The sequence below is a fragment of the Microbacterium sp. OR16 genome (genome assembly GCF_047306725.1).
GTDB lineage: Bacteria > Actinomycetota > Actinomycetes > Actinomycetales > Microbacteriaceae > Microbacterium.
On sequence record NZ_JAZEXK010000002.1, the window covers coordinates 291,627 to 303,736 of the forward strand.

The 12,110-nt window shown below is 66.3% G+C and carries 9 protein-coding genes; 3 read left to right on the plus strand and 6 right to left on the minus strand.

The window, feature by feature from the left end; genetic code table 11:
* Positions 1–14 precede the first annotated feature (14 nt).
* The 4 genes from V2S05_RS11945 to V2S05_RS11960 are packed head-to-tail and all read right to left on the minus strand — an operon-like array spanning position 15 to position 5,360.
* Entirely contained in the window at positions 15–920 is a 906-nt protein-coding gene (locus V2S05_RS11945; protein WP_413635591.1) for a carbohydrate ABC transporter permease, read from the minus strand.
* Positions 921–931: 11 nt separating this feature from the next.
* Entirely contained in the window at positions 932–1,864 is a 933-nt protein-coding gene (locus tag V2S05_RS11950) for a carbohydrate ABC transporter permease (RefSeq protein WP_099195004.1), read from the minus strand.
* A 1-nt stretch (position 1,865) separates the two neighbouring features.
* Positions 1,866–3,152, minus strand: a complete 1,287-nt coding sequence (locus tag V2S05_RS11955) for an ABC transporter substrate-binding protein (protein WP_099195003.1) — start codon at positions 3,150–3,152, stop codon at positions 1,866–1,868.
* Positions 3,153–3,182: 30 nt separating this feature from the next.
* A complete protein-coding gene (locus V2S05_RS11960) occupies positions 3,183–5,360 on the minus strand; it encodes an alpha-galactosidase (protein ID WP_413635592.1) in 2,178 nt (725 codons plus the stop codon).
* A 212-nt stretch (positions 5,361–5,572) separates the two neighbouring features.
* Here V2S05_RS11960 and V2S05_RS11965 point away from each other — a divergent pair, with 212 nt between their 5' ends.
* On the plus strand, positions 5,573–6,583 hold the full coding sequence (locus V2S05_RS11965) for an ROK family protein (RefSeq protein WP_413635594.1): 1,011 nt from the start codon (positions 5,573–5,575) through the stop codon (positions 6,581–6,583).
* Positions 6,584–7,018: 435 nt separating this feature from the next.
* Here V2S05_RS11965 and V2S05_RS11970 read toward each other — a convergent pair whose 3' ends face one another.
* The gene (locus tag V2S05_RS11970) at positions 7,019–7,348 is read right to left on the minus strand and encodes an ArsR/SmtB family transcription factor (protein ID WP_271638594.1); all 330 of its coding nucleotides are present in this window, start codon (positions 7,346–7,348) and stop codon (positions 7,019–7,021) included.
* Positions 7,349–7,427: 79 nt separating this feature from the next.
* On the opposite strand from V2S05_RS11970, the gene V2S05_RS11975 reads away from it, so the two are divergent.
* Complete coding sequence (locus tag V2S05_RS11975) at positions 7,428–9,458, plus strand: heavy metal translocating P-type ATPase (protein ID WP_271638595.1); 2,031 nt, start codon at positions 7,428–7,430, stop codon at positions 9,456–9,458.
* Between the two features lie 517 nt (positions 9,459–9,975).
* Here V2S05_RS11975 and V2S05_RS11980 read toward each other — a convergent pair.
* On the minus strand, positions 9,976–11,412 hold the full coding sequence (locus V2S05_RS11980; RefSeq protein WP_271638596.1) for a PepSY-associated TM helix domain-containing protein: 1,437 nt from the start codon (positions 11,410–11,412) through the stop codon (positions 9,976–9,978).
* A 62-nt stretch (positions 11,413–11,474) separates the two neighbouring features.
* On the opposite strand from V2S05_RS11980, the gene V2S05_RS11985 reads away from it, so the two are divergent.
* Positions 11,475–12,086: a DUF5134 domain-containing protein gene (locus V2S05_RS11985; protein WP_271638597.1), complete on the plus strand. Its 612-nt coding sequence runs from the start codon at positions 11,475–11,477 to the stop codon at positions 12,084–12,086.
* Positions 12,087–12,110: the final 24 nt, after the last annotated feature.

The following is a 12,110-nucleotide window of genomic DNA, read 5'->3' on the forward strand; positions in this document are numbered from 1 at the left end:
CCCTCTGGTCAGCCCTACTTGATCGACCCGCGCATCACGCCGGAGATGACCCAGCGCTGCGAGAAGATGTAGACGATCAGCAGGGGCGCCATGGCCATCAGGTACGACGCGAACGCCACCGTGTAGTCGGTGTTGTACTGCCCCTGGAACACATACTGCGCGAGAGACAGCGTCCGGTCTGAGGGCGAGGTCAGCACGACCAGCGGCATGATGAAGTCGTTCCACGCCCACACGCAGGTGAGGATGCCGACGGTCGCGTTCATCGGCAGGAGCAGCGGGAACACGATCTGCCGGAAGACGCGCCACGTCGAGGCGCCGTCCATCCTCGCCGCCTCTTCGAGCTCGATGGGGATCGAGCGGATGAAGGCGGTGTAGATGAAGATGTTCAGGCTCAGACCGTAGATCGTGTACAGGACGATCATTCCGGCCGGGTTGTCGAGCCCCAGAAGCGAGGTCTGCTTCACGAGCGGGAGCATGATGATCGGGAACGGGATGAACAGCGCTGCCAGCAGGTAGTAGAAGACGCCTTTGAAGAACGGCCGATGCAGGTTCCTCGCCAGCGCGTACGCGACGAGCGAGCTGGTGAGCAGGGTGAAGACGACCGAGCCCACCGTGATGATCGCGGTGTTCATCAGCGCCTGCGGGAATGACGTGCGCTCCCACGCGACGGCGAAGTTCTGCCAATTGATCGGCCACGGCAGCTCGAACCCGGTGCCGGACGCGAGCTGCGCAGGTGTCTTGAGGGCGACGGCGACCGCAAGATACAGCGGGATGAGCACCGTCAGGGAGCAGACGGCGATGAGCGCGGTGGCCCACCAGTTGGTGCGCCGCGTGTCGTCGGGGTCGCCGCCGGAGAGGCGACGCTTGCGCGGAATGACGACGGCGCGGGTTGCCTCGTTGGCCTCGATGGGGGTGGTCACGGAACTGGACATCAGAAGTCGGCCTCTCTGCGCTGAAGGACCCGGAACTGGAGGAGGGAGACGATCGTGATGACGATGAAGAAGATCACCGCGTTGGCGGTCTGGTAGGCGAATTCGCCCCCGGAGAAGCCGCCGCGGAAGATCAGCATCGTGACCGACTCGGTGGAGGTTCCTGGCCCGCCGTTCGTGAGCGCGATGATCGGATCGAACACCTGCAGGAACCCCTTCAGGCTCAGCACGACGTTGATCGTGAAGAAGGCGCTGATGAGCGGGAACGTGATGGAGCGGAACTGGCGCGCTGGGCTGGCGCCGTCGATGGATGCCGCCTCATAGATGTCCGCGGGGATCGTCTGAAGTCCGGCGAGGTAGATGATGATCGAGAACGCGCATGCCTGCCACACCGCGAGCACCACGACAGCGGTCCATGCCCACTCGGGGTTGGTGAGGATGTTGTCGCGGAAGATCGGGATGCCGGAGAGGATCTTCGGCAGCGAGTTCGAGAACAGGAACTGGAAGACGTATCCGACCACCAGCACGGCGAGGATGTACGGCACGAAGTACACCCCGCGCCAGAAGTTCCGGGCCCGGATCTTCGCGTTCAGCCCCATCGCGATCGCAAGCGAGATCGCGTTCGTGAACACGGTGGCGACGATCGCGAATAGGAATGAGAACCCGTAGGCCTGCAGCACCCGGTCGTCGCGGAAGATGTTCACGTAGTTCGCGATCCCCACGAAGTCCCATGCGCCGTAGCCGGGATAGTTCGTGAAGCTGAAGAACACGCCGATGAGGACCGGCAGGGTGTGGAAGCCGGCGAAGGCGATGACCGCCGGCCAGACGAACCAGTAGTACGCGCGGGGCGCGAGCTTCGAGCGACGACGCATGGCCGGCTCCGTAGGACGGACCCCCTCGGCGCGGCGCGTGCCGTCGGCGGTGACGGTGGCCATCTCAGTTCTCCTCGTCTGTCGTGATGGTGCGGGCGGCGACCTTGCGCCATTCCTTGTCGAGGGTGCTCAGAGCACCCTCGACGTCGTCGTCGTAGAGGTACTGCTGCACGACACCGGTGAGCGGAATCGCGGTAGGCACCTGGTGGTCGATGAAGCCGGTGATCTTGCCCGCGTCGAAGTAGGGAGCGATCGACTGCAGCGCCGGGTCGTCGCTGAGCTGAGCTCCCTCGACTGAGGGCACCATCGTCTGCGACGCCGCGAACTTCTCGATCACGTCGGGTCGGAACATGAACTCGATGAAGCGCAGCGCCTCCTCCTTGTGCGGGGTGTTCCGCGCCATCGTCACAGTGACGTCGACGCCGGAGACCAGCATTCGGTCCTCCGGGTTGTCGGGAACGGGGTAGGGGAAGATCCCGGCGTTGATGTCGGCATTGACCGCCTTGACCGGGCTGAGCGCCCAGATGCCCTGAAGCATCATCGCCGCGCCGCCCTGAGCGAACAGCGTCGTACTGTCGTCGTACGACGCGCCCCGATAGCCGTCCTGCGAGTACTGGAAGAGCTCGGCCTGCCGCTCCATCGCCTCGGGGAAGTCCTTCTCGAACGAGACGGGTGAATCGGGCCCGACCGTGTCGCCCTCGGCACGCATCTTGTCGAAGAAGCCGTCCTGCGCGTAATAGGCACCGATGCCGTTCCAGGACGGCATCGGCGTCCAGTTCTCCGCGAGTGAGGTGGCGAAGGGTGTGATGCCGCGCTCCTCCAGCGTGTCGCAGAGCGCGATGAGCTCGTCCCACGTCTCCGGAACCTCGAGGCCTTCTTGCTCGAAGATGTCCTGGTTGTAGATGATGCCGTTCGCGTTGTTGACGTAGCCGAGGCTATTGACCTCATCGCCGTAGTTCCCAAGATCGGCGAGGATCTCCTGAACTCCGGGGCTTATGGTGTCCAGGATCGGTTCGTCAGAGAAGTCGTAGAAGACACCGGCTTCGGCGAGTTTGCCGAAGTTGCCGTTGGCATTGAGGGTGATGACGTCGGGCGTCCGGTTTTTCACCAAGAGCGTCCGGATGAGCGTCTCCGAGTCCCCGACCTGATTCTGGACGACCTTGATGTCGGGGTTCTCGGCTTCGAACGCGGCGATGATCTCATTGAAGTCCTCGAGCGCTTCGCCTTTGAACTGGAAGAAGTCGAGGGTGGTCACATCGGCGGCGCCGTTGCCGGCGCACCCGCCCAGCGCGAGCGTGAGCCCGGCTGTGAGGGCGCCGGCGATGGCGGTGCGGAGCAATCTGGGTCTCATGATGGGCGCCTCCTTGCGCGGTGTCGCGAACTACGCGGTCGCGATCTCGATGACGGTGGACTGCTGGGGGTTCTGGACGGGGGGACGAAGGCCGACCACGGCGAGCTGCCGTCCCGTCAGCACGGTGTCGTGGTGCGCCCACTCCAGCGGTGACTGCGCAGGGGCGGAGACGATCCCGCCGGGGGTGACGACCCGCACGCGGTAGGTGCGGTCGTCCTCGAGCCCGGGCAGGCGCACGCGCCCGGTCGGTGAAGAGATCAGAGTCTGCGACTGGGTGATGGTGAAGAACGCCGACGCGGCGTCGGCCGCCACGATGCCGCGGACGTCGAGGCCGGGGTCGGCGACGTCGCTGTTCACGATGCGGCCAGTCGCGACGAGGGGGCGCACCCGTTTGGCAAGCGCCACCCACTCGGCGACCTCCGCGGCGTCCGCCTCGGACAGCGTCGTGACATCCCATTCGATGCCGAAGTGGCCGAACAGGGCGACGGCGCCGCTCATGGAGAGCGAGACGGTGCGGCCGGTGGAATGCACGTGCGGGGTGGTGAGGTGCATGCCCATCATCTCGGGCGGCACGACGAGCGCGGTGTGGCGCTGGTTCTCAAGACGCTCGACGGGGTCGAGGCAGTCGCTGGTCCAGATGCGGTCGGTCCGATCGAGGATGCCGAGGTCGACTCGCGCCCCACCCGATGCGCAGCTCTCGATCTCGAGGCCGGGGTGTGCGGCCTTCAGCTCGTCGATCAGCCGGTAGACCGCCAGGGTCTGCGCGTGGACCTGACCGGCTCCGCCCGGGCCTGCGGCGGCATCGACGAGGTCACGGTTGTGGTCCCACTTGATGTACGAGATGGGGTACTCGTCGAGGATGTCGTCGATGACGGTTCGGATGTAGTCGTAGGCGTCGGGGTGGGCCAGGTTGAGAACCTGCTGCTGGCGGGCGGACGCGGGCAGCCCGACACGGCCACGGAGGATCCACTCGGGGTGCGCGCGGGCGAGGTCGCTGTCGGGGTTCACCATCTCCGGCTCGAACCAGAGGCCGAACTCCATCCCCTTCGCCACGACATGGTCAGCGATCGGGTGCAGGCCGTCGGGCCAGACGGTGTCGTCGACATACCAGTCGCCGAGCCCGGCGGTGTCGTCGCGGCGGTGACGGAACCAGCCGTCATCCAGCACATAGCGCTCGACGCCGACCTCGGCGGCGGCGTCTGCGAGTGCGATGAGCTTGGGAAGTCGGTGGTCGAAGTAGACCGCCTCCCACGTGTTCAGGGTGATCGGCCGCGGACGCGTCGGGTGCTGCGGGCGGGCGCGCCACTCAGCGTGGAAGCGCGCGGAGAGCTCGTCCAGCCCGTCGCCCCATGACCCGAGCAGCTCGGGCGAGGAGATCTCCTCGCCCTGACCCAGGCGGATCTCACCGGGCAGGTACAGCTCACCCGCTCCGAGGAACGATTCGCCGGTCGAGGTGCGTTCCGCGAACACACGCGAGTTGCCGCTCCAGGCGAGGTGGATGCCGTGGACCCGACCGCGCTCGAAACCGAAGCCGGGCACACCGGCGGCCAGCAGAAGCGTCGCATCCGCGCCGGGGCGCCCGCGGCGGGATTCCCGCACATGCGTGCCGAAGGTCAGCTCGTGGCGCTGCGCCGAGCGCTCGCGCAGGTGACGGCCGGTCGTGTCGAGAAGCTCCGTGCTGTCCCATGGCAGCGGAAGCGCCGTGTGCAGAGCCTGCACGGTGTAGACGCCCGCACCGTCATTGCGCACCGTGGTCCGGGCTCGCACGAGACCGGAGGCCGTGACGCGCAGCTCGTGCCGCGCCGAGATCTCGGTCTCGGGGTCGACGAAGTGCAGCTGGAGAGCATCGGATGTCGCCTGGATGCCCGTCAGCGTGAGCAGCGCGCTCACCGCTTCACCATCACGGTGGCCTTCCAGCATGGGAGTTCCGAGCCACCCCGCTGCCGCCGTGGCGACGACTCCGAGCCGGGCGGTCTCGTCGAGGCCACCCGACACTCGCTGAAGGCGCGAGGCGGTCGCGAGCGAGACGATCGTCTCGTGCGATGCGTCGCCGAGATCCTCGCCCCAGTGGGCGATCACCGGCTCGCCGCCGGCGAGGTCGACGACGACGCTCGTCCCCGCGCGACGCAGGTGCACAGCGTCGGGGGCTGACGGTCCGACCGAATCGGCGTAGGCGGGGTGGGAGACCGCATCCTCGAGGTGAAGCATGGGTTATTTCTACAACGGAAACAACTGGTAGGTCAAGAGCCCACTTCCCCGCGAGCGATCGCGGTCCTCCCGCCCACTTCATGTCAGAATGAAAGAAAAGCGGGGAGTGGTGAATGAGTGAGAGCGAAGCAGCTGTCGCACGCGCCGTCCTGATTCACGGTCCGGTGTCACGTCGTGATCTCACAGCGCGGCTGGGGCTGTCGCCTGCGAGCTTGACGCGGCTGGCGAAGCCTCTCCTCGAACGAGGCCTGCTGGTGGAGCTCGACGAGGTCGCCGACGGCTCCGTCGGCAGACCTACACGGCCGCTCGACATCGCCCCCGGTCTCGGATCTTTCGCCGGGGTAAAGATCACCGGCGATCAGATCGTGGCCGTCGGCACAGACATCCGGGCGGAGGTGATCGCCTGCGACGAGCGCACGATCGAGGACGCCTCGCCGGATGCTGTTCTTCGGCTCGTCGTCGAGACCGTGCACGGTCTCGGCCTGGACGGCCTTCGTGGTGTGGGCGTGAGCCTCGGCGGGGTCGTGCACGACGGCGTGGTCGCATTCGCGCCGTTCCTCGGCTGGGCCGACGTGAACGTTCGACGCACGCTGGAGCGCGAGCTGAGCATCCCGGTCGCGGTCGAGAACGACGTCGTTGCGCTGGCTGAGGCCGAGCGCTGGTTCGGAGTCGGAAGAGGACTCGACGGCTTCGTGACCCTCACCATCGGAGCGGGCGTGGGATACGGACTCGTCGTCTCCGGAGAGGTCGTCCGCACACCGGACGCCACCACGGGAACCGGAGGGCACATCCCCCTCGATCCGTACGGGCCGCTCTGCACCGACGGGCATCGCGGCTGCGCACAGGCCATGCTGTCGTCGGGATCGATCACGGCCCAGATGTCGGCCGCGCTCGGGCGACCGGTCGATTATGCGGAGACTCTCGAGCTGGCAGCCGCCGACCACCCGGCGGCCCGCACCGTGGTCGACGCCGCCGGCATCGCACTCGGAAAGCTGATGGCTCTCGCCGCGAACCTCAGCCTGCAGTCAGCCGTCGTGCTGGCCGGGGAGGGGGTGGGCCTGTTCGAGGTGGCGGAGGAGGTCATCCGCAGAGCCGTTGCCGACGGACGCGACGCACAGGCCGCACCACTCGACATCCACGTCGACACCTCGGGGTTCCGGGCGTGGGCGCGCGGAGCCGCTTCGGTCGCCATCCAGAGGTCGATGGATCGCGCCGGTCGCTGACCCGTTGTCCGACGACAGTGATTCTGTAGTGCGTGCCAGTGATCTTGTGACCAAGATCGGCGGATTGTCGGTCAATCGGCGTCATACCGACACGCGCTGAGGCTGGCCCAGTGCCATTGATCCTGTAGTTCGCAGTCGCAAGGGGCGGCTCCTGATGCCGGGGCGGGCCGCCCCGGACACTCCCAGATCGCACCGACGTGGCAGCAGATGATCGAGGACGACGTCATCACCCGAGCGGCTCGCGACACCGTTGCGAACGGCTATCAGCACATCGGCATAGCCGAAGGCTGCGGCGACGAACGTGGCGTTGGCAACAGCGACATGGCTCATGAGGAACTGTTCGTGACAACGAGGCTGCGGCGGACTTCAAGACCCACGACGAAGCGAAGGCGGAAGGACACAGGACCGCTCGGCCCCTCGGTGGAGACCGAGCGGTCACCGATCGTTGGGAAGGTGGCGAAGGTGCCCCATGGCCTCGTCGAAGAGATCTGCGACGTGGTCGTCGAACAGCACGTAGTGGATGTGCCGTCCCTCACGATCGCCGCGGACCACGCTGAGATTCCGGAGAAGCCGTAGGTGGTTGGAGAGCGTCGTCTGTCCGATGCCGAGCTGCGCGCCGAGGTCGGTCACCGTGCTGGGCCGGATGCGCAGCGCGCTCAGGATGCGGAGTCGGACCGGTGACGCCAGTGCCCGCATGATCTCAGCCAGCCGCTCGGCATCCCCCGCTGACAGCGGAGCAGATGCCGATTCTGCCGAGTCGGTCATAGTTGACATCCTCCCCTATGAGCACGATTATCATTCACATATATCAACATATCATGTTCTTGTGATGTATTGTCGAAGCATGACCAGCTCGACTGCCACGAACTCGCACGACACCACAGAGGAACATGCACACGGCTCCGCCCGGTGGGAGTTGTGGTTCGCCATCGCCGCGGGAATCACCTACGCCGCGGGCATGATCGCAGAGTATGCGGTCGGCTTGCCGCTCATGGGTCTGCCCTTGGTCCTGTTCATCGCCACCTACTTCTTCGGAGGCTTCTTCACCGTGCGCACGGCGGTCTCGTCGACGCTGCGGGGCAAGTTCGAGGTCGACTTCCTCATGATCGTCGCCGCGATCGGCGCCGCGCTGATCGGGAAGTGGGCGGAGGGCGCGGTGCTGCTGTTCCTCTTCAGCCTCGGCCATTCCCTCGAGGAATACGCGATGAGCCGCGCCAGCAAGTCGATCGAAGCGCTGGCCGAACTCGCGCCACGGAGTGCCCTGGTGCGCCGCGGAGACGACGATCCCGTCGAGGTTCCCGTGGAGCAGATCGCGGTGGGTGATGTCGTGGTGGTGCGCCCGAACTCGAGGATCCCGTCGGACGGGTTCGTGATCGCCGGGATCTCGGCGGTCGATCAGTCGGCGGTCACCGGTGAGTCGATGCCCATCGAGAAGGAGCCGGTCGCGGATCGCGAGCGGGCGATGCGCACCGTGGATACCCTTCCGGCCGCGAATCGCGTGTTCGCCGGCACGGTGAACGGCTCCGGAGTGCTCGAGGTCGTGGTGTCGGCGACGGCCGCGGACTCGACGCTGAGCAAGGTCGTCGAGCTGGTCCGCACGGCCGACCAGGCTGCGTCACCGACGCAGCAGTTCATCAACCGTTTCCAGCGGTGGTACGTGCCCGCGGTGATCCTCGGCGTGGCCGCCACCCTGATGGTCGCGATGTCCGTGTTCTCGCAGCCGTTCACGGATGCCTTCTATCTCGCAATGACTGTCCTCGTGGCCGCGAGCCCGTGCGCACTGGCCATCGCGACGCCGGCGGCCGTTCTCGCTGGAGTCGCCCGAGCGGCCCGCGCCGGCGTGCTGGTCAAGGGCGGTGCTCCGCTGGAGACCCTGGGGCGCGTCAGGGCGATGGCCTTCGACAAGACCGGCACCCTCACCTGGGGCAACCCGCAGGTGACGTCGGTCACTCCCGTGGACGGCGTGGACGGCAGCCTCCTCGTCCCCATCCTGGTCGGCGTGGAGTCTCTCAGCGATCACCCGCTCGCAGCAGCGATCGTCCGTGACCTCGCAGGTCAGGTGTCCGAGGCGGAGCGCGTCGAGGCGTCGGACCTCAACGCCGTCGTCGGCCGCGGTGTACGCGCCACGGTCGACGGAGAGATCGTCGAGGTCGGTAACCTGCGGATGTTCGACGAGCAGGGCCTCGCCCTTCCCTCGTCAGTCGAGAACGCTTACACGGAGGCGCGCGACTCCGGCCAGACGCTGATGATCGTCCGACACGGTGATCGGTTCCTGGGGGTCGTCGGCGTGATGGACACCTCTCGCGCCGAGTCCGCGCAGGTACTCCGCGTGTTGCGAAGCGCGAACGTCGGCCAGCTCGTGATGATCTCCGGCGACAACCAGCGCGTCGCGGATGCCGTCGGCCGCGAGGTCGGCGTCGACACCGCAATCGGTGAGCTGCTGCCGGAGGACAAGGTTGCGCACATCACTCGTCTTGCCGAGACGCATCGCCCCATCGCGATGGTCGGGGACGGCGTGAACGACGCGCCCGCGATGGCTCGCGCGGACATCGGCATCGCGATGGGGGCTGCCGGTTCCACCGTCGCACTGGAGACCTGTGACATCGCTCTCATGAGCGACGACCTGGGACGCGTCCCGTTCGCCGTGCGTCTGAGCCGCGCGACCAGCCGGATCATCCGTCAGAACCTCATCGCGAGTCTCGCGATCGTCGTCCTCCTGGTGATCGCCACCTTCATCGGGCTGAACATCGGTGCCGTGGTGCTCATCCACGAGGGCTCGACACTCATCGTCGTGGCCAACGCTCTTCGCCTCCTGGGCTTCGAGCGTGGCAAGGAGCACGCTGGCATCGACCACGAAGACCGCCCCTCGCGTTGATCCTCATGGAACGAGTCAAGACGTGATCGATGCCGGGTCGAGTAGCTGACAGAATGCTCATGGAGATCGGATGGTGGATGGGCGCACTGGCGTTGCCCACTGCTCTCCTGGTGATCATCTTTCTCATCGCAATAGGAGCTCCCCAACGGCCGGAGGAGGAAGAATCACCTTCTCTCGCCGAGGAGTGGCACGACGTGGGATACCGATTTCGAAAGATCGGCGCGTGGGTGCGTAGCCGCTGGCGAGGAAACTCTAAGTAGACCACTTGCGTTACTCGCAAACCGTCAAGAGCTACGTGCTCGCCCTCTCACCGCCGCAGCAGGTCTACTCAACAGAAGACGCACTGTCCTGTCCGTATTGACATCACGCAATCTCGCTCCCCCGCCGCTGCGCGGCAGCAGAGAACTGTCCCGGGCTGCTCATCGTGGGCACCGGTGAGGCCCTCACTCTGGCGCGACGCATCTGTATCAGCGCTGTGGGGACGTCTCGCGAGTATCCGCGGTAGGGTCTCCGCGGCTCAGACGCTGCCGAAGAACTTCTTCATCCGTGGCACGCGTCGGATCAGCACTTGATCGAGTGCGAGGATGACGATGAGGGACAGGCCGAACAAGGGCAGGAAGATGCCGAGGCCGAGCATGATGATCACGAGGAGCCAGTTTCCCCAGACGGGCAGTTTCGCGCGGGGTGCGGCCATGCCGGATGCGGTGCCGCGCCGGTTCCACCACATGATGGGTGCGGAGACGCACATGAACATCACGGCGAGGCAGAACAGGGTGGACAGGATCGTGTTGACCAGGCCGAGGCGGCGTCCCTCGTGGACGGCGATGCCCTGTGAGACGACCTGCGCGGTGATGCTGTAGTCGTCGTACCCGTAGGTGCCGACGATCTCTCCGCTGTACTGATCGATGTGGATGGTGCGTTCGAGGCTCACCTCGGATTCGGCGGGGTTGCCGTTGTCGTTCCACTGGCTGGACATGACGCTGAACACACCGGTGTCGCCGTCGGGGTAGATGATCGAGTACGGCTCGGGGGCTCCCTCGGCCTGTGCCGCGGCGACGGCGTCGTCGATGGAGATCGGTGTCGTGCCGGCGCTCGTGCTGGTGCCGGTGGGCCCGTTGCCGATGGCCCAGCCCGCTTCGGCGTTGGTGCCGCTGGTGTCCTCGATGAGCTGATCGATCGTGGATTCGGCGCCGGGGTCTTCTCCCCAGAGCGAGACGCCGTTGCCGGATGCGACCTGCTGTGCGACTGAGCCCCATACTCCGGTCCAGGGCAGGCCGGAGACGACGAGCATCAGGATGCCCAGGCCCACGGGCAGGCCGACGATCGCATGCCATCCGCGCAGCCGCGCACCCTTGGCGCCTTTCGCCTGTGCGGCTTTGCGGGGCCGGCGGCCGAGGAAGAAGATGATGAAGCCCGTGATGGTGAGCACGATCGCCCAGCTGCCGCCGAGCTCGACGATACGATCCCCGATGCCTTCCTCGCCGATCAGCAGGTCGCCGTGGATGCGTTCCGCCCAGTCGGAGATCAACTGGTCCGCGGTGAGTTCCCCGGTCACCGTTGTCGTGTACGGGTCGACGTAGACGTTCGCGTTGACCCCGTCCGCGCGTTCGGTGACGAACACCGTCGCCCGGTCGCCGGTGTGGTCGATGACGGAGAGGATGGGCCTGTCGGGGAACGCGTCACGGACGGCGTCTTCCTGCGTGGACAGCGCCTGCCTCTCTGCTCCCTCCGGCGCCGTCACTGTGAGGACTCCCGGGTGGGTGAGGGCGTCGACTTCGGCGCGGAACATGTAGGTCATGCCGGTCACTGCGAGGACGAACAGAACCGGGATGACGATCAGGGAGCCGTAGAAGTGCCAGCGCCAGAACGCGCCGTACCAGTTCGTCTTGCGTCGTCGCGGTGCCGGCGCAGCATGGGGCGACGTGCCGGCGGTGTCGGTCTGGACAGCGGTCATCGGGAAGCCTCTCGGAACAGCAAACGAATTATCTCTACATATTGTAGTAGTAAGATGGTGGTGTGATCGCATCGCCCTGGGACCTCATCCTCACCGTCGTCTTCTTCGCCACCGGCCTCATCTGCCTCGGCGACCTCATCGCACGGCGCATCCGCCGCCCCGCGCGCACGGAGGATCTGGCGGACGAGGAGCTGATCGACATCAACCACGCGGTGATGAGCGCCGCGATGATCCTCATGACCTGGGTGACAGTGCTGGACGCGGTGACCTGGGCGCAGATCGCCCTGTTCGCGATCTTCGCCCTCGCCCTACTGCCCGCGCTGGCCCGCGCCCACGGGTTCCCGCATCGCGTGGAGCTGGTCGGGCATGTCGTGCTGAACGCGGCGATGATCTGGATGCTCGCCGCGATGCCGCTCCTGATGGCCGGGATGGACATGGGCGGCGACGGAGGGTCCGCGCACGCCGGACACCACGGCGGCGGTGACGAGATGGGGCTGATGGCAACTCCCGTCTGGGCCGACGTCGTCAACACGGCATTCATCGTCGCCTGTACCCTGGGGGCCGCGTGGTGGCTGTACCGTGCGGCCGTGGCACGGGGTCATCGGATGCACGCCCTGTGTCACGCGCTGATGGCCGCGGGCATGGGGGCGATGCTCTGGCTGATGAACCTCTGACCTCTCGCCGCACGATCCTCTTCG

Coding starts and splice junctions, on each gene's coding strand:
- V2S05_RS11980 (WP_271638596.1), bottom strand. CDS start 11,412: ATGACCGCTGTCCAGACCGACACCGCCGGCACGTCGCCCCATGCTGCG.
- V2S05_RS11955 (WP_099195003.1), bottom strand. CDS start 3,152: ATGAGACCCAGATTGCTCCGCACCGCCATCGCCGGCGCCCTCACAGCC.
- V2S05_RS11970 (WP_271638594.1), bottom strand. CDS start 7,348: ATGACCGACTCGGCAGAATCGGCATCTGCTCCGCTGTCAGCGGGGGAT.
- V2S05_RS11960 (WP_413635592.1), bottom strand. CDS start 5,360: ATGCTTCACCTCGAGGATGCGGTCTCCCACCCCGCCTACGCCGATTCG.
- V2S05_RS11975 (WP_271638595.1), top strand. CDS start 7,428: ATGACCAGCTCGACTGCCACGAACTCGCACGACACCACAGAGGAACAT.
- V2S05_RS11950 (WP_099195004.1), bottom strand. CDS start 1,864: ATGGCCACCGTCACCGCCGACGGCACGCGCCGCGCCGAGGGGGTCCGT.